General features: G+C 72.7%; 17 protein-coding genes and 1 riboswitch. Of the genes, 4 read left to right on the forward strand and 13 right to left on the reverse strand.

Annotated features, from left to right (window positions below; genetic code table 11):
• Positions 1 to 133: 133 nt before the first annotated feature.
• On the reverse strand, positions 134 to 835 hold the full coding sequence (locus tag ABZ459_RS48630) for a DUF3105 domain-containing protein (RefSeq protein ID WP_357986939.1): 702 nt from the start codon (positions 833 to 835) through the stop codon (positions 134 to 136).
• A 120-nt stretch (positions 836 to 955) separates the two neighbouring features.
• On the opposite strand from ABZ459_RS48630, the gene ABZ459_RS48635 reads away from it, so the two are divergent.
• On the forward strand, positions 956 to 1,597 hold the full coding sequence (locus ABZ459_RS48635; RefSeq protein ID WP_357986942.1) for a DUF305 domain-containing protein: 642 nt from the start codon (positions 956 to 958) through the stop codon (positions 1,595 to 1,597).
• 58 nt (positions 1,598 to 1,655) lie between these two features.
• Positions 1,656 to 3,077 (forward strand): NAD(P)/FAD-dependent oxidoreductase, encoded by a 1,422-nt coding sequence (locus ABZ459_RS48640; protein WP_357986945.1) that lies wholly within the window; start codon positions 1,656 to 1,658, stop codon positions 3,075 to 3,077.
• Between the two features lie 7 nt (positions 3,078 to 3,084).
• Here the strand turns inward: ABZ459_RS48640 and ABZ459_RS48645 are convergent, their stop codons facing one another.
• From ABZ459_RS48645 to ABZ459_RS48670, 6 genes are all read right to left on the reverse strand, one after another.
• On the reverse strand, positions 3,085 to 4,134 hold the full coding sequence (locus tag ABZ459_RS48645) for a low specificity L-threonine aldolase (protein WP_352353523.1): 1,050 nt from the start codon (positions 4,132 to 4,134) through the stop codon (positions 3,085 to 3,087).
• Positions 4,131 to 4,760: an SDR family NAD(P)-dependent oxidoreductase gene (locus ABZ459_RS48650; protein ID WP_357986948.1), complete on the reverse strand. Its 630-nt coding sequence runs from the start codon at positions 4,758 to 4,760 to the stop codon at positions 4,131 to 4,133. The genes ABZ459_RS48645 and ABZ459_RS48650 overlap by 4 nt, the downstream gene beginning before the upstream one ends.
• On the reverse strand, positions 4,757 to 6,820 hold the full coding sequence (locus ABZ459_RS48655) for a DUF6421 family protein (protein ID WP_357986951.1): 2,064 nt from the start codon (positions 6,818 to 6,820) through the stop codon (positions 4,757 to 4,759). Before ABZ459_RS48655 ends, ABZ459_RS48650 begins: the two co-directional genes overlap by 4 nt.
• A 70-nt stretch (positions 6,821 to 6,890) precedes the next feature.
• Complete coding sequence (locus tag ABZ459_RS48660) at positions 6,891 to 7,547, reverse strand: response regulator transcription factor (protein ID WP_125630960.1); 657 nt, start codon at positions 7,545 to 7,547, stop codon at positions 6,891 to 6,893.
• 70 nt (positions 7,548 to 7,617) lie between these two features.
• Positions 7,618 to 9,336, reverse strand: coding sequence for a serine/threonine-protein kinase (locus ABZ459_RS48665; protein WP_357987107.1), 1,719 nt, complete (start codon positions 9,334 to 9,336; stop codon positions 7,618 to 7,620).
• Positions 9,336 to 10,811 carry a hypothetical protein gene (locus ABZ459_RS48670; RefSeq protein ID WP_357986954.1) on the reverse strand — a complete coding sequence of 492 codons (1,476 nt, stop codon included), beginning with the start codon at positions 10,809 to 10,811 and terminating at the stop codon, positions 9,336 to 9,338. The genes ABZ459_RS48665 and ABZ459_RS48670 overlap by 1 nt, the downstream gene beginning before the upstream one ends.
• A gap of 102 nt (positions 10,812 to 10,913) precedes the next feature.
• Here ABZ459_RS48670 and ABZ459_RS48675 point away from each other — a divergent pair, with 102 nt between their 5' ends.
• Entirely contained in the window at positions 10,914 to 12,908 is a 1,995-nt protein-coding gene (locus tag ABZ459_RS48675; protein WP_357986957.1) for a hydantoinase/oxoprolinase family protein, read from the forward strand.
• The gene (locus ABZ459_RS48680; RefSeq protein ID WP_357986960.1) at positions 12,905 to 14,605 is read left to right on the forward strand and encodes a hydantoinase B/oxoprolinase family protein; all 1,701 of its coding nucleotides are present in this window, start codon (positions 12,905 to 12,907) and stop codon (positions 14,603 to 14,605) included. The genes ABZ459_RS48675 and ABZ459_RS48680 overlap by 4 nt, the downstream gene beginning before the upstream one ends.
• On the opposite strand, the gene ABZ459_RS48685 is transcribed toward ABZ459_RS48680, so the two are convergent.
• From ABZ459_RS48685 to ABZ459_RS48710, 6 genes are all read right to left on the reverse strand, one after another.
• Positions 14,548 to 15,204: a Uma2 family endonuclease gene (locus ABZ459_RS48685; RefSeq protein ID WP_357986963.1), complete on the reverse strand. Its 657-nt coding sequence runs from the start codon at positions 15,202 to 15,204 to the stop codon at positions 14,548 to 14,550. The genes ABZ459_RS48680 and ABZ459_RS48685 overlap by 58 nt on opposite strands.
• Positions 15,201 to 15,839, reverse strand: a complete 639-nt coding sequence (locus ABZ459_RS48690; RefSeq protein ID WP_357986966.1) for an adenosylcobinamide amidohydrolase — start codon at positions 15,837 to 15,839, stop codon at positions 15,201 to 15,203. Before ABZ459_RS48690 ends, ABZ459_RS48685 begins: the two co-directional genes overlap by 4 nt.
• Entirely contained in the window at positions 15,830 to 16,612 is a 783-nt protein-coding gene (locus ABZ459_RS48695; RefSeq protein ID WP_357986969.1) for an ABC transporter ATP-binding protein, read from the reverse strand. Before ABZ459_RS48695 ends, ABZ459_RS48690 begins: the two co-directional genes overlap by 10 nt.
• A complete protein-coding gene (locus tag ABZ459_RS48700) occupies positions 16,609 to 17,655 on the reverse strand; it encodes an iron ABC transporter permease (protein ID WP_357986972.1) in 1,047 nt (348 codons plus the stop codon). The genes ABZ459_RS48695 and ABZ459_RS48700 overlap by 4 nt, the downstream gene beginning before the upstream one ends.
• A gap of 2 nt (positions 17,656 to 17,657) precedes the next feature.
• A complete protein-coding gene (locus ABZ459_RS48705) occupies positions 17,658 to 18,620 on the reverse strand; it encodes an ABC transporter substrate-binding protein (protein WP_357986975.1) in 963 nt (320 codons plus the stop codon).
• Positions 18,621 to 18,691: 71 nt separating this feature from the next.
• Positions 18,692 to 18,799: riboswitch (cobalamin riboswitch) on the reverse strand.
• Between the two features lie 56 nt (positions 18,800 to 18,855).
• Entirely contained in the window at positions 18,856 to 19,713 is an 858-nt protein-coding gene (locus ABZ459_RS48710; protein WP_357986978.1) for a Gfo/Idh/MocA family oxidoreductase, read from the reverse strand.
• Positions 19,714 to 19,757: the final 44 nt, after the last annotated feature.

Consider the following 19,757-nt stretch of genomic DNA (forward strand, 5'->3'; position numbering starts at 1 on the left):
CTCCCCCTCCTTCTCCCCCCTCTGCCCCCCCCCCCCCCTCTTGCTTCCTCTGGGCGCCCCCCCCTCGCGCCCCCCCGGCCCTCAGGTGGCGGGCCCGGCCGGAGCCGGGCCCTCGACGTGTCGCGAAGGGGTGTTACTTGGACTGGCTGGGCGAGGGCGCCAGCGTCTCCATCGGGGTGTTGCCCGTCGGCGCGGGCGGCAGCGGGGCCTGGTCGGACGTGGTGGTGATGGCGTCCGAGCCGCCGCACACGGCGCCCGGCTCGGGGGTGTCCCGGCCGTTCTGGTACTTCTTGATGAAGGCCGTGAGCTTGGGGTCGGACGGGTCCTGGAGCTTGAGCTGGTGGCCCCACGTCGAGGCGACGACCGGCGCCGGCAGGCCCGGGTAGGGGCTGACCAGCATGTAGTCCTGCTGACCCGTGGAGGTCGCCACTTCCTTCAGCGCGTCGATCTGCGCCTTGGGCAGGTCGGGGCGGTAGGTGATCCAGACCGCGCCGTGCTCCAGCGAGTGCACCGCGTGCTCGTTGTGGATCGGCTTGTCGTAGACCGCGCACTGCTGCCAGTAGTTGTTGTGCTCGCCGCCCACGGGCGGGGTCTCCTTGTAGGTGACCGTCTTGGCGACGTGCTGGCCGGCCTCGTACTTGTAGTTGGCCACCGCGTCGAGCGAGGTCGCGCGCGCCTGGTTGACCAGGTAGAAGCCGACCACGCCGACGAGGAGCACGATGATGAGACCGCCCGTCCCCCACATGAGCAGTGCGGCGCGGCGTTGTTTGCGCTGCTGCTCGGCCCGCATCTTCTGCAGATGCTCGCGCCTCGCCTGCGCCTTCTCCTTCGTCATCGTCCCTCCATCGGCGTGCCTGACTCCGGTCACCCTATGCCCTACCGGCGTATGCGGAGAATAAGAGGCGCATAAGCGTCGGATCACAGCTTGCGCAGGGATGGGTACGCTGGACGGGCCATGGAAAAGCCCGCCAGAAAACCCGTCCTGATCGTCTGCGCCGTGCTGGTGCTCCTCGCCGCGGCGTTCCTGCTGTTCGGCAGGGACGGCACGCCCGGCGACTCCTCGCCCGAAGCCGGGTTCGCCCGCGACATGGCCACGCACCACGCGCAGGCCGTGGAGATGGCGTTCGTCATCCGGGACAAGGGCCCGGCCAAGGAGATCAGGAACCTCGCCTTCGACATCATCACCACGCAGTCCAACCAGCGCGGCATGTTCCAGGGCTGGTTGCAGCAGTGGGGTCTCGACCAGGCGACCGACCAGCGCCCGATGGCCTGGATGGCGGGCCACGGCCACGGGGCCACGCCCGCGGCGCCGGGCACGGCTCCGGGGGCGATGCCGGGCATGGCCTCGCCGCAGGAGCTGGCCAAGCTCAAGGAGCTGCAGGGCGTCCAGGCCGAGGTGCTGTTCCTGCAGCTCATGATCCGCCACCACGAGGGCGGCGTCGAGATGGCCGAGGGGCTGCTCAAGCTGTCCCAGCGGGACGAGGTGGCCGGCATGGCCCAGAAGATCGTCCAGGGGCAGAGCGGTGAGATCAAGCTGATGACCGACCTGCTCAGGCAGCGGGGCGCGCAGCCGTACCCGTCGATCCTGGCCTCCTGAGCCCCCGCGCGGGGCGGCGTGAGAGGCTGGCACCGCGGAGTGCGGAAGGGCGGGCGCCATGATCACCGCAAGGGCTGAGACGGTCGTCGTGGGGTCGGGCCCCAACGGGCTGATCGCCGCCGTCATGCTGGCCCGCGCCGGGCGCGAGGTGCTGCTGCTGGAGGCGGCCGGCCGGTTCGGCGGCGGGCTGCGCTCCGGCGAGCTGACGCTGCCCGGCCGGGTGCACGACCTGGGCGCCACCGTGATGGCGATGGCGCTGGCCTCGCCGGCGTTCCGGGCGCTCGATCTCAAGGGTGTCGAGTTCGCCCATCCCCCGGTGGCCGCGGCCCATCCGCTCGACGACCGTCCGGCCGTGCTGCTGCACCGCGACGCGGCCCGTACGGCCGAAGGGCTCGGCGGGGACGGCCGGGTCTGGCAGGCGACCGCGGGCGCGGCGGCGCGGGCCGGGTTCCCGCTCGTGGAGCTGCTGCTCAGCCCGCTCGGTCCGTGGCGGGCCGGGCCGCGCACACTCGCGCGGGCGGCCGGGTTCGGGGCGGCGGCCGTGTTGCCGGCCACGACGTTCGGCCGTGGGGCGCTGCGCACCGTGGAGGGGCGGGCGCTGCTGGCCGGGCTGGCCGCGCACTCCATGCTCGACCTGCGCTCCCCCGTCAGCGCCGGTTACGGGCTGGTGCTCGGGGCGCTGGCCCACCTGGTGGGCTGGCCGGTGGTGCGCGGCGGCTCGCAGGTGCTGGCCGACGCGCTGGTGGCCGAGCTGCGGTCGCTGGGCGGCGAGGCGGTGACCGGCCACCGGGTCGAACGGCTCGACGAGCTCGACGCCCGTACGGTGGTGCTCGACGTGACGCCCCGGCAGTTCCTCGCGATGGCCGACCTGCCCGCCGGTTACCGCCGCGGCCTGCGCCGCTACCGGTACGGGCCCGGCGTCTTCAAGCTGGACTGGGCGCTCGACGGCCCGGTGCCCTGGCGTGATCCGGAGGTCGCGCGGGCCGGGACCGTGCACCTCGGCGGGACGCTGGAGGAGATCGCGCTCGCCGAGGCGGAGGTCGCCGCCGGACGGCACTCGCCCCGCCCGTACGTGCTGGTCGTGCAGCCGTACGCGGCCGATCCGACCAGGGGCGGGCACACATTGTGGGCCTACTGCCACGTCCCCAACGGCTCGGCGGCGGACATGACGGACGCCGTCGAGGCCCAGATCGAGCGGTACGCGCCCGGCTTCCGCGACCGGGTGCTGGCCAGGCACGCGACCGGCCCCGCCGCCCTGGAGGCGGTCAACCCCAACCTGGTCGGCGGCGACATCGGCGGGGGGCTCAACGACCTCGTCCAGCTGGTGCGGCGGCCGGTCTGGTCGCCTGCGCCGTGGCGCACCCCGCTGCCGGGGGTGTTCCTCTGCTCGTCCTCGACGCCGCCGGGGCCCGGCGTGCACGGGATGGGCGGCTGGCAGGCCGCCCGCCTGGCCACGCAGGCGGAGCGGCACGCCTCCTGACCGCCGGTCAGGCCCGCATCTCCTCGGCGACCGCCGCCGCGAACGCGTCGACGTCCGCCTCGGTGGTGTCGAAGGCGCACATCCAGCGCACCTCGCCGGTCGCCTCGTTCCAGGTGTAGAAGCGGAAGCGCTTCTGCAGCCGCTCGGTCACGTCCGCCGGCAGGATCGCGAAGACCGCGTTGGCCTCCACGGGCCGGGGCAGCGTGACGCCCGGGATGCGCCCCACGGCCTCGGCCAGCCGCCGCCCCATGGCGTTGGCCTGCCGCGCGTTGCGCAGCCACAGGTCGCCCGAGAGCAGCGCCTCGAACTGCGCCGAGACGAACCGCATCTTGGACGACAGCTGCATGAACGTCTTGCGGATGTAGTCGACGCCGGTGGCCGCCGACGGGTTGAGCACCACGACGGCCTCGCCGTACAGCAGGCCGATCTTGGTGCCGCCGAAGGAGAGCACGTCCACGCCCGCGTCGGTGGTCAGGGCCCGCATCGGCACGTCGAGCGCGGCGGCGGCGTTGGTCAGCCGCGAGCCGTCGAGGTGGACGAGCAGGCCGAGCTCGTGCGCGTGGGCGCAGATCGCGGCGATCTCCTCGGGCGTGTAGACGGTGCCCCACTCGGTGGTGTTGGAGATGGACACCACCTTGGGCTGGGCCCGGTGCACGTCGCCGAAGCCCCACGCCTGGCGGTCGATCAGCTCGGGGGTGAGCTTGCCGTCGGGCGTGGGCACGGTGAGCAGCTTGATGCCGCCCGCCACCTCGGGGGCGCCGCCCTCGTCGGTGTGGATGTGGGCGCTCTCGGCGCAGATGACCGCCTCCCAGTGGGCGGTCATCGCGCGCAGCGAGACCACGTTGGCCGCCGTGCCGTTGAAGACCGGCCAGGCCCGCGCCCCGTCGCCGAAGTGCCGCTGGAAGACCTGCTGCAGCGCCTCGGTGTAGACGTCGTCGCCGTAGGCGATCTGGTGACCGCCGTTGGCCTGGACGATGGCCTGGAGGATCTCCGGGTGCACGCCGGCGTAGTTGTCGCTGGCGAACGCCTTGAGCTGGGGGTCGTGCCGGGGGATCAAGAAGTGAGGTCCAATCGGGTGCCGTTGATGTCTGCGGCGGGGCGGTCGTAGAGGCCGGCGATCGCCTCCGCCAGGTCGCCGACGTCGGTGAAGCCGGGGAACTTGGCCTCCGGCTTCGCGGCCCTCATCGCGTCGTTGACCAGGGCCTTCACCACCAGTATGACCGCTGCCGCATTGGTGCCGGACAGCGCGTCGGCCAGGGACAGCGTCCACGCCTCCGAGGCCGCCTTGGCCGCCGCGTAGGCCGCGCCGCCCGCCGTGGGGCGCTGGGCGGCCTTGGCCGAGATGATCACGAACCGGCCGTTGTCGCTCTTGCGCAGCAGCGGCTCGAAGGCCAGCGACACGTGCTGGAGCGTGCGGATCAGCAGGTCGTGCAGGGCGTCCCAGTCCTCCAGGCGGGTGTCGGCGAACGTGCGCGAGCCGCGCCAGCCGCCGACCAGGTGGACCACGCCGTCGACCCGGCCGTGCTCGGCGTCGATCCGGGCCGCGAGGTCCTGGACGGCCGCGCGGTCGAGCAGGTCGACGTCGTCCTTGTCGACCCCGATCACGGTGTGCCCCTGCTTGCGGAAGTGCTCGGAAACGGCTTCACCCGTGGGGCCGCCGGCCCCGGTCACCAGGATGATCATGCGCGGATCCCCTTAGTCGACTCGACCACGTCTGTCAGCTTACGGCGCAGGGCCTCGTAGAACATGCTGAGCGGGAACTCGTCCGGCAGCACCGCGTCCACCTTGGCCTTCTGCTCCTCGGGCAGGGCCTGGACGCCCTTGGCCCACACCGAGCCGGGGGCCGACGGCACGTACGCGCCGACCAGCTCGTGCGCGGCCAGCCAGTGCGCCAGCTTGGACCGGTCGATGCTGTCGCGGTACAACTTCTCGACCTCGCCCCGCAGGTCGGCCACGCCGCCCGCGACCCGCTCCCAGTCGATCGTGAGCCGGTTGTCGGTCCAGCGGATGATGTCGTTGCGGTGCAGGTACGCGAAGAGCAGCTGGCCGCCGAGCCCGTCGTAGTTGCGCACCCGGTCACCGGTGACCGGGAACCTGAACAGCCGGTCGAACAGGATGGCGAGCTGCACGTACCGGGCGTGCGGCACGCCCTTGCCCTCCAGCTCCACGGCCTCGCCGAACGCCGTCAGGTCGCAGCGCAGCTCCTCCAGCGAGTACAGCCAGTACGGCATCCGCTGCTTGATCATGAACGGGTCGAACGGCAGGTCGCCGTGGCTGTGCGTGCGGTCGTGGATCAGGTCCCACAACACGAACGTGTCCTGGGCGAGCTGCTGGGAGTCCAGCAGGCGGGCGGCGTCCGGCGGCAGGTCGAGCCGGAGCGTGGCGGCGGCCGCCGCCGAGACCCGGCGGAACCGGGCGGCCTCGCGGTCGGCGAAGATGCCGCCCCAGGTGAAGCGGGCCGGCGCCTGACGCACCGCGACCGTCTCGGGGAACAGCACGGCCGAGTGGGTGTCGTAGCCGGAGGTGAAGTCCTCGAACGCGATCGGCACGAACATGGGGTTGTCGTAGCCGCCCGCCTCCAGCGCGGCCAGCCAGTCGGGCCAGATGGTCCGGATCCAGACGGCTTCGAGGTTGCGGTTGAGGTTGCCGTTCTGGGTGTACATGGGGAACACCACGACGTGCTCCAGGCCGTCCACGCGCTGGGTGTCGGGGTGGAAGAGGTCGAGGGCGCCGAGGAAGTCGGGCACGCCGAGGTCCTGCTCGGCCCAGGCGGCCAGGTCGTCCTGGACGGCCTGGAGGTAGGCGGCGTCATGGGGGAAGTACGGCGAGATCTCGCCCACGCGGCGGCCGATCTCGGCGACCAGCGCCTTGGCCCGCTCCTTCTCCTCCGGCACCGAGCCGTCCTTGACCTGCAGCGGGCGCAGCTCCTCCACGGCCTCCTTGAGCCGGGCGAACAGGGCGGCCTTGGCCTCGTCCCGGGATCCGGCGGCCTCGTCGCCGCCGGGGACGCGGGCGGCCCAGGTGATCACGTTGCCCCAGAGCCTGCGGTGGTCGTAGTCCTCGATCGAGTCGTCGCCGAACAGGTCGGAGTCGGCGAACACGACGACCCGGCCCTTGCCGTGCCGCAGGGCGACGGCCAGCGGCGCGCCCGCCGGGTCGGCGGTGGCCGAGGTGGCGAACAGGACCGTCGCCTCCTTCGGGGCGGTCAGGACGCCGGATCGGTAGAAGCAGGCCCGCTGGACGCCGGCCAGCACGCCGTCGCCCGTGGCGCGCTCGGCGAGCACCCAGGTGGCGACCTCGCGGTGGGCGTTCCTCGGGTCGCGGACGGTCGTGTGACCGACGCCGACACTGAAGCGGGCGAGCAGTTCGGCGACGTTGTTGCCGTACTTGTCCTGCTCCTCCTCGGCCAGCACCACGAGACCGCCGCCCTCGGCCACGAACGACTCGACGGCGTCCAGCTCGCCGGCGGCGAAGACGGGGCTGCCGTGGCCGGTGGTGCGCTCCCACCGGTCGCCGGACGGGTGGGCGATCACCAGGACGTCCTGGCCGGCCAGGTCCTCGGCCGTGAGGGCGCCCTCGGTGTGGGCGAGCACGTCGTGCCCCAGATGGCGCAGCGCGGCGGCCGCGCGCGCGTAGCTGTTGTCGTCGGGATGGGCGGGGTTGATGGTCTCGGCGACGTCGCGGCGGATGGTCCACGACTCGCTGTGGGCCTCGTCGAACAGCACTCGGGGGAACGATGGCATGAAATATCTCCTGTTACTACCGCCTTCTCACGGAAAATATACACATACGTACCCCCCTGTCCGTCAAACCTCAGGCCGCACCAGGGCGCACGACGCCGGATTCGTAGGCGAACACGACCGCCTGGGCCCGGTCCCGCAGGCACAGTTTCATCAGCACCCTGGCCACGTGCGTCTTGACCGTGGCCTCGCCGACGTACAGGTCTCTGGCGATCTCGGCGTTCGTCAGCCCCCTGGCCAGCAGCCGCAGCACCTCCAGCTCGCGCGGCGTCAGCTCGGCCAGCATCGGCGAGGGCGTCGGGTCGGCGCGCCCGGCGAACGTGGCGATGACCCGGCTGGTCACGGCCGGGTCGAGCAGCGCGTCGCCGGCGTGCACCACCCTGATCGCCTCCAGCAGTTGCTCGGGCGGCGACACCTTGAGCAGGAACCCGCTGGTGCCGGCGCGCAACGCGGCGTAGAGGTTCTCGTCGGTGTCGAACGTCGTCAGCGTGATGACCTTGGGCGGCGAGGGCGTGTCCAGCAGTTCCTTGGCCGCGGCGAGCCCGTCGAGCCGGGGCATGGAGATGTCCATGAGGACGATGTCGGGTCTCGTGCGGCGGGCCACCGCGATGGCCTCGCGTCCGTCGCCGGCCTCGCCGACGACCTCCATGCCGGGGTCGCTCTCGACGACCATGCGCAACCCGGCCCTGACCATCGCCTGGTCGTCGGCGATGACGATTCGTATGCCCACAGGCGGAGGGTAGACGGCCGATGCCCGGCTTGGACACCCAGGTCAAGCCGGGCACAAGTCAGTTACAAGTCTACGAAGGGCGCACGCTCTGCCTGATGCGCGTCTGGACGGCGTCGTCGCAGGTGTTCTTGGCGCAGAAGTACATCACGAGCATGGTCTTGGGGCGGCGGTCGATGACGTAGCTGACGAATCCGAGCCGGGTGCCGCCGGCCGGGTCGTGCAGCACGCCGTCGAAGCGGGTGGCCGGGCTGCTGCCGGCCTGGTCCTGGACCGGCTTGCCCAGGTCCACCTGGCCGGGCAGCAGGTTGTCCATCTTGCTCTTCATCTGCTCGGAGTCGCCGCCCGCGTCGAGGGTGTCGGAGACCTGGACGTACACGCCCACGGCGCTGTCGGGGTCGTCGGCGACGATCTGGGAGATCGCCGACCAGTCGGCGCCCGGACCGGCCACGAACAGCGACTCGAACTCGGTGGCGTGCGGCGAGGCCACGGCGAACAGGTCCTGGTGGGTGCGCGCGGTCCAGTCACCGGGGTACTCGAAGGCCAGCGGCGCGGCGGCGCTGGCGGCGTAGCGGGACCAGGTGTCGCCGCGGTGGTTGAAGATGATCATCGCGACCAGCGTCAGCGCGGCCACTGCGGCCACCAGCGTGACCGCCACGATCGGCAGCCGCCCCGGACGCCTTGCCGGGGCGGTGGGATGGGTGGGAGCCGCGCGCCGCGAATGGGCCTCGTGCGGCCCAGAGGGCTGTCCCAGGCCGTGCGGGCCCGTCCCGGGCACCGCGTACGGGCTCTGCTGCGGACCGGTCCGAGGGACGGCCTGAGGCCCCGTACGGGGGCCGGTCAGCGGGCCGGCCGCCGCTCCCGGGACCGGCGCCGCGTGCGGGCCGGTGCGGGGGACGGCGTGCGGGACGGGATGGGGCCCCGAGGGATGCCGGCCGCCCGGCTCGGCCTCCTGGCCGCTGATCGCGTCGCGCAGCGCGGTCACGAACTCGGCGCAGGTGGCGTAACGCTGCTCGGGCGCCTTGGCCAGCGCGCGTGCCATCACGACGTCCACCTGCGGCGGCAGCTCGGGACGGAGCTGCGACAGCGGCACGGGCTCCTCGGCCAGGTGCGCCCACAGCAGCGCGATGTCGTTCTCCCGCTGGAACGGCAGCCGCGCGCTCAGCGCCTCGTAGACCACGCAGGCCAGCGCGTACTGGTCGCACCGGCCGTCGATGTGCTCCTTGTTGATCTGCTCGGGCGACATGTACCGGGGCGTGCCGATGAACTGGTCGGTCTGGGTCAGGCCGGAGATCGACGAGCGGTGCTTGGTGATGCCGAAGTCGGTCAGGTAGACGTGGTCGCCGGCCAGCAGGATGTTGGCCGGTTTCACGTCGCGGTGGATCAGGTCGTGGGCGTGCGCGGCGTCGAGCGCGGCGGCCGTCTGGGCGAAGATCTGGTTGGCCTGGGCGATCGGCAGCGGGCCCCGGTCGTAGATGAGCCTGCGCAGGTCGAGGCCGTCCACGTAGCGCATGGCGATGTACAGCACGCCGTCGGCGTCGGCGTTGGCCTCGTAGATGGGGATGATGTTGGGGTGCTCGATGCTGGCGACCGTCCTGGACTCCAGGATGAAGCGCTGGCGGAACCTGTCGTCCACCGAGAGCACCGGGTTGAGGATCTTCAGCGCCACGCGGCGGCTGAGCCGGGGGTCGAGCGCCAGGTAGACGACGGCCATGCCGCCCTTGCCGACGATGTCCTCGATGTAGTACCCGGCCACCTCCTGGCCGATGAGCGATCTGTCGTTCAATTGCATCACGTCTCGATGGGATGGCCGCAGTAGCCGCAGAAACGATGGGCCGGCCCGAGCCTCATGCCGCACGAGGTGCAGTACTTGACCGGCGGCGAGTCGGGGGCGGTCATCACCTGCTGCTGCTGCGGGACCGCCTGGAACGGCTGCGAGCGGCGCACGACGACGGTCTGGCTGGCGCCCTCGTCGAAGGGCGAGGGCACCGGCAGGGTCTCCGGCAGCTCGATCGGTCTCTCCGGCGCCCGCCGCCGCCACAGCAGGAACACCAGGCCCGCGCCGGCGATGAGCAGCAGCCCGGCCGCCACCAGGAACGGCCACAGCGGCGTGGAGCGCGACGGCGGCGCCGCCGCCTGCTTGGTGCCCTGGTCCTCGGGCCCGCCGCGCTTGGCCAGCGACGTCTTGAGCAGGGTGGCGGCCACCACGTTGCCGGGATAGAGCTCCAGCACGCGCTGGAAGCCCGGCGCCGCCTCGGTGTAGTACTTGGTGTGGTAGCGGGTCAGCGCGGCCTCGAAGGCGGTGTCGATCGCGCCCCTGCGCGGCGCGACCTTGGCCGCGGCCAGGGTGGCGGTGATCTCCCTGACGCCCAGCATGGTGGCCGACTTGCCGCCGCCGATGAGCATGCCGATGATGTGCCCGTCCTTGTCGCCGATCACCGGTGCCCCGGCCAGGCCCTGGTCGGCCAGCGCGCCCAGCTTGACCGGCTCGTCCACCTTCTTCTCCGGGTCGGCGAACGGCCTGCCGGACACGCCGGCCTGGCCGCCCTTGGCCAGGTGGGCGATCTGCACGGTCTCCTGGACGCCGGGCCCCGGCCGGCCGAGGAAGCCGGCCACGTTGGTCGGCGAGCCCTCCTGCTCGGGCACCTTGTCGGCGAGCGGCGCGGTCGGCATGCCGACGCTGCCGGCGGCGGGCGTGAGCGGGATCAGCACGGCGGGGGTGTCGGGGGTCTTGCCGGCCTTGATGCACTTGTACTTCAGGCCCTGGCCGGGCGGCGAGACGTTGGTGAACACCGTGATGTCGGTGGTCACGTCGATGATGCAGGTGGCGGTGCTGGTCTTGGGCGGGTAGCACTCCTGCAGGTGGTGGTCGAGCAGGTCGTCCTTGAGCTTGTGCTTCTGGTAGTCGAGCGGGATCTTCACCTTGTGGTGCTCGGCGAAGATCTTGTTGGCGGCGTAGACGGCGACGTCGTTCGGGTTGACGGCGTTGCGCCTGAGCGTGACGACGTCGCCCTCGGGGTTGACGACGGTCCCCGTGCCCGACGCGAACGGGATGTCGTAGGAGCGCTCCACGTGTTTCAGCTCGCCGATGTGGTCGAGCAGGGTGATCTCCACATGGGACACCGCCTCCACCCGCACCACGGCCGGCGTCACCAGGTCGGTGATGCCGCTGGGATGGTTGTGGGCCGCGGCGGGGAGAGCCGCGGGGATCGCGAGCAGCACGAGCGCCGCCGCCACGCTGCCCGCCAGAGCTGTGATGCGCGCCATCTTGGCTCCAAACACTGAATAGGTCCAGGTTCCCAATCAGATGTCGTAAGTCAATAGATCGATACATAGACAAGCGCTTGCTCGGGGAGTTACCGTACCGGGATGGCGTTCGCGATCGGCGTCGACGTCGGCGGCACCTTCACCGACGTGGTCCTGAGCGGCCCCGGCGGGGTCACCGCCGTGGCCAAGTGTCTGAGCACCCACGACGACCCCATCGCGGGCATACTCACCGGCGTTACTCGCGCGCTCGGATCCGTGGACCCCGCCCGGGTCACCCGGGTCGTGCACGCCACCACGCTGGCGACCAACGCGGTGCTCGAACGCACCGGCGCGCGGGTGGCGTTCGTGACCACCCGCGGCTTCCGCGCCGCCGTCCCGCTCGGCCGCTACGCCCGCGTGGAGGAGGACCGGTACGACCTGCGCTTCACGCCGCCCCCTCCCCCGGTCGCGCCCGGCGACTGCTTCGAGGTGGACGAGCGCGTCTCGGCCCGCGGCGCCGTGCTCACCCCGCTGGACCCCGGCTCGGTACGGCGGGCCGCGGCGGAGATCGCCCGGCGCGGCATCACCTCGGCGGCCGTCTGCCTGCTGCACTCCTACGCCGAGCCCGCCCACGAACGGCGGGCCGCGGCGATCCTGCGCGAGCACGTGCCGCACGTGGTGGCCTCCTGCGAGATCTGGCCCGAGATCCGCGAGTACGAGCGCGCCACCACCACCATCATGTCCGCCTACATCGGCCCGCTGATGACCTCCTACCTGTCGCGCCTGCGCGAGCGTCTGGCCGCGATCGGGATCGACGCGCCCGTGCACGTCATGGAGTCCGGCGGCGGGGTCGTCTCGGCCGAGCTGGCGGCCCGGCGCGCGGTGTCCACCATCGAGTCGGGCCCGGCCGCCGGGGTGCTGGCGGCGGCGGGGACCGGGCTGCCGGACGTGATCTCGTTCGACATGGGCGGCACGACGGCCAAGGCGTGCGTGGTGCGCGGGGGACGCCCGGAGATCACCCACGAGTTCCACGTGGGCGGCAAGGGCAGCTTCGGCGGGCGGCGCGCGGGCACCGGCGTGCCGATCAAGACGCCGGCCATCGACCTGGCCGAGGTCGGCGCGGGCGGGGGCAGCGTCGCGTGGCTGGACCCGGCGGGCGCGCTGCGCGTCGGGCCCCGGTCGGCGGGCTCCTCCCCCGGTCCCGCCTGCTACGGGCTCGGCGGCGGCGAGCCGACGGTCACCGACGCCGACCTCGTGCTCGGCTACCTCTCCTCGGCCTCGATGCCGCTGTCGGCGCCGCTCGCGGCCAAGGCCGTGGACCGGCTGGCCGGGCCGCTCGGGGTGTCGCGGGAGGAGGCGGCGCACGCCGTCCACGAGATCGTCAACGCCTCGATGGCCGCGGCCGTGCACGTGGTGACGGTCCAGCGCGGGATCGACCCGCGGGGGTTCGCGCTGGTGGCGTTCGGCGGCGCGGGGCCGATGCACGCGGCCGGGGTGGCGCGGCGGTTCGGGATCGCGACGGTGGTGGTGCCCGCGTACTGCGGGGTGGCCTCGGCGGCCGGGCTGCTGGCGGGGGCGCTCTCGACGGACCGGGTGTTGTCGCGGCTGGACGCGGCCGACCCGGAGGAGGTCTTCGCCGCGCTGGCCGCCGAGGCCGCCGCCGATCTGGGCGTCGCCCGGGTGCGGGTGGCCCGGTCGGTGGACGTGCGCTTCAAGGGGCAGTCGCACGACCTGACCGTGGACTGGGCGGAGTCGCGGGAGGAGCTGGCGTCACGATTCTTCGCGAAATATGCCCAGGTGTATGGGATTGTCCAGCAAGGAGAGATCGAGCTGGTCAGCTACCGCGTCCGCGTCACCGACGCCGCCGCGCCCGCCCCCGCCGCCGCGCCCGCCGGGCCTGACTCGCCGGGCGGCGGTGCGGAGGGCCGCAGGAGGGCGTACTTCCCCGAGGCCGGGGGGTGGCTCGACGTCCCCGTGCACACCCGGCGGACGCTCGACCGGGTGCGCGGCCCGGCGATCGTCGAGGACGCCGAGTCCACGATCGTCGTCCCGCCCGGCTGGCGGGCCGCGGCCGGCCCGTCCGGCGCCGTGCGCCTGACCCTGGAGGGTGCGCGGTGAACGACGCGCTGACCGCCGAGGTGCTGAGGAACGCGCTGGTCGTGGCCGCCGAGGAGGCCAGCATCGTGGTGGTGCGGTCGGCGTACTCGACGTTCATCGTGGAGGGCTCCGACGCCTCGGCGGCGATCCTGGACGCCGGGGGCCGCCTGGTCGCGCAGTCCATGGCGACCACGCTGATGAACAGCATGGCCCTGAAGGCCGCGCTGCCCGAACTGCTGAAGGACGTCCCGCCGCACACCATGCGGCCCGGCGAGGCATATGCGCTCAACGACGCCTACCGGGGCGGCGTGCACACCAACGACCTGCTGGTCTACCGGCCGGTGTTCGCCGGCGGGGTCCCGGCGTACTTCACCGCCACCATGATCCACGTCTCCGACCTGGGCGGGCTGTCGGCCGGCGGGATGGCGCCGCTGGCCACCGACATCTTCCTCGAAGGGCTCCAGCTCCCGCCGGTCCGCCTGGCCACCCGGGACGGCCTCGAACCGGCCGTGGAGGCCGTCCTGCGGGCCAACAGCCGCACGCCCGACAAGGTCATGGGCGACGTACGGGCGCTGGTGGCCGGGACGGCGGTGGCCGCCGCCCGCGTGGAGGCCCTGATGGCCGAGTACGGCGTGGCTGGCCTGGCCGCGGGCGTCGAGGACTACCTGGACCACACCGAGACCAGGACCCGCGCGGCGCTGGCGGAGCTGCCCCGGGGGCGGTTCGAGGCGTCGTACCCGATCGACGACGACGGGGTGCGGCCGGGGGTGGCGCACCACGTACGGGTCGCCGTCACGCTCGGCGGGGACGCGGCCGTCCTCGACTTCACCGGCACCGGGCCGCAGGTGCCCGCCGCGATCAACGCCTCGGCGTCGCAGTCGCTGGCGGCGGCCGTCTTCGCGGTGCGCTGCTTCCTGGACCCGACGATCCCGATGAACGACGGCTGCCTGCGCGCGATCGACGTCGTCCTGCCGGAGGGCTCCCTGCTGAACGCCCGTTCCCCCTATCCGTGCGGCGGCCGGTACGTCCCCATCTACGCTGCCATGGAAGCGGTGTTCCAGGCGATGTCGGACGCGATGCCGGACCGTGCGATCGCGGCCAGCGGGATCCTCCAGCCGTTCTCGATCGCCGCGGTGGGGGCGCCGTACTGGATCCACCTGTCCTACGACTTCGGCGGGGTGGGCGCCCGGCAGGGGCTGGACGGGCCGGACGCGACGGGCGTGCACTTCGGCATCGGCCGCAACTCGGTGCCGCAGGCCGAGCCGGTGGAGAGCCGCTGCCCGCTGATCGTGGAGTCGGTCGAGACGATCGCCGACTCCGGTGGGCCCGGCCGCTTCCGGGGCGGGCTCGGCTCGCGTACCGTCTACCGCTTCCTGGCCGACTGCCACGTCACCACCCGCGGCGACCGCCTCCGCCTCCCGCCCCCGGGCCGGGACGGCGGCCTGCCGGGCAGGGTGGGCGGCTTCCACAGGCGCCACCTGGACGGGCGGGTGGAACGCCTGGCCTCGAAGGTCAACAACGTGCGGTTCGCGGCGGGCGAGGCGTTCATCGTGGAGACCACGGGCGGCGGCGGCCTCGGCCCCCCGTCGGAAAGGGACCCGGCGGCGATCCTGGCCGACCTGGAGTCCGGCCACATCACCGCCGAAGGTGCCGCGACCGACTACGGCTTCGACCCTCGCGGGGCGACCAGGACGGCCGGGTCGAAGCTCACCGGATAGGGCGCCGAGAGACTGACCGTGGTGCCCGCCTCATACGCGACCGGGCCCTTGTAGGAGTCTTCGTCGAGCTCGTAGACGTAAAGCGTCGGCCCCTCATCAGGCTCAACGCGCCAGTAGACGGGGATTCCGGCTGCCGCGTAGGCCGCCGCCTTGGTGGTCCTGTCGAAGGCCCGGGTGCCGGGGCTGACCACCTCCACTGCCAGCAGCAGGTCGCTGGGGGCGAACATGAGCGACACCGACTCGCACGCCTTCTCCGGCACGACGGCGAGGTCGGGGATGTAGAAGTCCTTCTCGCCGGGACGCACGTTGACAGTCGTCAACGCCTCCAGCCCGAGGGGGGCCGCGTCGTCGAGGATCACCAGTAGCCGAGAGATCACTCGCTGGTGCAGGGGGGTGGGGGCAGGGCTCACTACTAGGCTCCCATTGAAGAGCTCGTAACGGTTCCCGTCGTCGGGGAACCTGAGCAGGTCGTCGACTGTGAACGGCGGCGCGCCGGGAAGAACGGTGCGCCTCGTTGTCGGTTCGATCGCCAATGCGGTCACCCACTCAGTATCGGGAGTCACGCCCTCGTCGACATCGTACTTCCCGAAGATAGTCACTTGTAGTCAGCGGGCCGCCACGCTTCGGCGCCGCGGCGGACGGCGGTGTGGACGGCGCGGGCCGCGCGGGCGCCCCACTCCGAGCGGGGGCCGCCGAAGAGCTGTTCGGGGCCGTCCTGCGGGACGACCACGCAGACGGCGTCCGAGGCGGTGCCCGTGCAGGGGTAGCCGGCCTCGATCAGCGCCTGGCTCTTGGCCTCGGTGACCGTCATGACCAGGTTCACCAGGGCGGCGTCCGTCATGGCGACGGGCAGGACGGTCACGATGTTGACGGTGCCCGCCCGCATGGGGGCGAGCTCGGGGTCGGCGGCGCCATCAGGGGCGGCGGCCCAGGTGGGGACGCGCAGCCCGACGGTGGCCACGGCCTCCGCTCCCCCGTCGGCGGCCCGCACGTACCGGTCGACGGAGGCGGCGGTCAGCATGCCGACGCCGGGGCCGGGCGGGCCCAGCTCGACCAGGTGGTCCACCGGGTCCATCCGCGCGTAACCGGCCACGACCTGGGCGTTCAGCACCCATTCGCGGGGGCCGATGCCACCGCCGAGCATGGCCGAGGAGATCATGCGGAAGCCGGGGCCGAACTCCCACAGCAGGGACCCCAGCCGGGTCCCCTCCTCCACGCGATAGGTCAGCTGCACGTCCCACCTCGCACCAGGTGCACCACGGGCCGCCCGTCGGGGCCCGGCTCGATCTTGACACGGGCGTCGAAGTGCCGTCCGATCAGCGCCTCGGTGAGCACCTGTTCGGGGCGGCCCGTGGCGGCGGCGTGGCCGTCGGCCAGCAGCATCAGGGAGTCGGCGTACAGGCCGGCGACGGTCAGGTCGTGCAGCGTGGTGACGACGGTCAGGCCGTCGGCGCGCCGCAGGCGGTCGACCAGTTCCAGCACCTGCTGCTGGTGGCCGAGGTCGAGCGCGGTGGTGGGCTCGTCGAGCAGCAGCACGGGGGCCTGCTGGGCCAGCGCCCTGGCCAGCACGACGCGCTGGCGCTCGCCGCCGGACAGCTCGCCGACGCGGCGTCCGGCGAAGGAGGTCAGGTCCAGCCGGTCCAGCACGGACGCGGTCACCTCGCGGTCGTGCCGGCTCTCCCGTCCCAGGTAGGGGATGTACGGCGTGCGCCCCAGCAGGGCGTAGTCGAAGACCGTCATGTCGGGCGGCAGGGCGGGCGTCTGCGGGGCGTAGGCCAGCAGCCTGGCGCGCTCGCGGGGCTTGAGCGCGGCGAGCGGGCGCTCGTCGAGGACGACCTCGCCCCGCTGCGGGACGATCGCGCCCATGACGGTCTTGAGCAGCGTGGACTTGCCCGCGCCGTTGGGCCCGATGATCGCCAGCCACTCGCCGCGCCGCACGTGCGCGTCGACGCCGGTCAGCACGTCGCGCTCGCCCAGGCGCACCGACAGGCCCCGTACGCCGATCACGTGGCCACCCGCCTGGTCATGCGCAGGACGCCGACGAAGAACGGCGCCCCGACGAACATCGTGACGACCCCGATGGGCAGCTCGGCCGGTGCGATCACGGTACGGGCGATGAGGTCGGCCGCCACCAGGAAGGCCGCGCCGCCGATCAGCGACAGCGGCAGCACGATCCGGTACGAGCCGCCCGCCAGCCGCCGGACGACGTGCGGCACGACCACGCCGACGAACCCGATGAGCCCGCTGACCGCGACGGCCGACGCGGTGGCCAGGGAGGCGGCCACGAGGACGGTCAGGCGTACCCGGCCGGCCCGTACGCCGAGGCTGCCGGCCTCCTCGTCGCCGACGCTGAGCACGTCCAGCATCCGGCCGTGCAGCAGGAGCAGGACGGAGGAGACCGCGGCGTACGGCAGCACCAGCAGGAGCTGGTCCCATCCGCCGCCGACGTCGCCGAGGATCCAGGAGTAGATGCGCTCCAGCTCCTCGACCTTGAGCTGCTGGACGAACGTCTGGATCGCGGTCAGGAACGACGTGACCGCCACCCCGGCCAGCACCAGGGTCGCGGTGCCGCCGCCGGTGCCGCCGGAGCGGCCGGCCGCGTTGCCCAGCGTGTACGCCAGGAACACCCCGCCCACCGCCCCGGCGAAGGCGGCGACGGGGATGCTGGCGCTCGCGCCGGGCAGCAGCACGATGGCCAGCGTCGTGGCCAGCCCGGCGCCGGAGGCGGCCCCCAGCAGGTACGGGTCGGCCAGCGGGTTGCGGAACACGCCCTGGTACCCGGCGCCGGCCATGGCCAGCAGGCCGCCCACGACCGCGGCGACGAGCACCCTGGGCAGGCGCAGCTCGTACAGCAGGCCCTGCTCGACCGGCGCGAGGCCCGAGTCGGCCGAGACGAACGGCAACCAGTCCGCCACCTGGAGGACCACCTGCCACGGCGAGATGTCCGCCGCGCCGCCGAGCAGCCCGGCGACCATCGTGAGGGCCAGCACGGCGAGGGCGCCCGCCACCCAGACGGGACGCGCCCTCGACGGCTGCGCCTTGCCTGTCACGCTCAGCCCGCGCCGCCGGCCTTGGCCACGGCCGCGCCGATCGCCTGGGCCAGGTCCACGACGCGCGGGCCCCAGCGGGAGGCGAGGTCGTCGTCGAGCTGGACCACCTGGTCGTTCTTGACGGCCGAGAGGTTCTTCCAGCCGGGCCGCTTGACCAGCGTCTCCTTGCTCTGCTGGCAGCACTTGACGTCGGCCAGGAAGATCAGCGCGGGGTCGGCCTGGGCGACGAACTCGGCCGACAGCTTGGGATAGCCGCCCGCCGCGTCCGGGGCCTGGTCGGCGATGTTGGTCAGCCCGAACATGGCGTAGACCTGGCCGATGAACGTCTTGGACGTGGCGGCGTACGGCGTCTGGTCGAGCTCGTGGTAGTAGGTGAGCTTCTTGTCCTTGGGGGCGTCGGCGGCCAGCTTGGCCATGGCCGCCTTCATGCCGGAGACGACCTCGTCGGCCTTGGCCTTGTTGCCGGTGGCCGCGCCGATCTCGCTGATCTCCTCGTACGCCTCCTCCAGCCCGGTCGCGGCCGGTTCGAGCAGGACGGGGACGTTCACCTTGGCCAGCTCGGCGACGATCTTGTCCTGGTCGTTGGAGAGGATGACCAGGTCGGGCTTCTTGGCGATGATCGCCTCGACGTTCGGCTTGAAGCCGGACAGGTCGCTCTTGGGCGCCTCCGGCGGGTAGTTCGACTGGTCGTCCACCGCGACGACCTGCGGGCCGGCGCCGACCGCGAACAGCGTCTCGGTGTGGGTTGCCGAGAGCGAGACGATGCGCTCGGGCTTCTTGGCGAGGGTGACCTTGCCGTTGCCCGCCTCGACGGTGACCGGGAAGTCCCCGGTGCTCGCCGCGGTGGTGGCGGGGGGGCCGGCGGGGGTGTTGGAGGGGGCGACGTTGGCGCCGGTCTGGCCACATCCGGCCAGGACGAGCGTTCCCAGCAGCGCGCCCGCGAAGGCCGTGCGTACGGGCCTCACGAGTAGTCCTTTCACACTGTCGGAACCGAGAGACCCGCGTTGAGCGACGGATCACCCTTTTCCACGAGGGTTGATGACGTCGGCGCAGAGGCAGGCGACCTGGCTATGACAGTTGCGGGACAGCGCCGGATTCGCACCGGACTTCGCTGCAGCACTGCGCGTCGGACAAACGTTATCAATGCCCCAGAAGTCCTCGACGTCAAGGGGGCGCGGGCCCCCGCGTCGAAGCTGTGGGTCAGGCGGCGAGCTGCGCCTCCGCGGCGGCGATGACCTCCTGGAGGCGCAGGCCGTGCGCCGCGTCCAGCGGGTGGCCGCCGCCGCGCCGGACGGTCTGGGCGAACTCCTCGGCCACGACCTCCAAGGGGTCCTCGTCGCCGGGCAGCAGGACGGCGTTGCCGGTCCTGCCGTACACCTCGAAGGTCGAGGGCGGCAGGTCGCCGACGGCCGCCATGCACAGGGACGCCTCGCTGACCGCGCCGCCCTCGTGCTCCAGCAGCAGGCCGGTCCAGCCGAGCGGGTTGCCGTGCGCGCGCACGCCGACGATCCGGCCGAGCGCGGCGTCGAGCAGGTCGATCACGTGCGGGCCGACGTCCAGCAGGGCGCCGCGCTCCAGCCGCCACGGGGTGGCGAACGGGTTGCCGCCGAGCAGGGCGCCGGAGATGTTGGCGGCGTGCCCGCCGAACGGCTGGATCTCGGCGCAGCGGGCCAGGAACGTGCGGGTCGGGGTGGCGTAGCGCAGGGTGAGCATCATCTGCGAGGGCACGCCCGTCTCCGCCACGGCCTCGGCCACGCGCATGGCCCCCTCGACGGAGTCGGCGAGCGGCTTCTCCAGCAGCAGCGCCTTGCCCGCGTGGGCGGCGCGGACGGCCAGCTCGGCCTGCACACCGGGCGGCACGCAGAACGCCACGGCCTCGCAGGCGTCGAACAGCTCCTCGACCCGCTCGTACACGGGGGCGCCGAGCCTGGCGGCCTGCTCGGGGCGGCGGGCCCAGACGCCGGCGAGCCGGGTGTGGGGACCTCTGGCCAGCATCGGCGCGTGCGCCATCTCCGCCCAGGGCCCTGCCCCGATCAGCCCGACCGCGACCGGCTCCATCCGTCCCCCTTAGTCCGCTTTTCTCCAGACCTTAGATCCCTCGT

The sequence above is a fragment of the Nonomuraea sp. NPDC005692 genome (genome assembly GCF_040631115.1).
In the GTDB taxonomy this organism is placed as follows: Bacteria; Actinomycetota; Actinomycetes; order Streptosporangiales; family Streptosporangiaceae; genus Nonomuraea.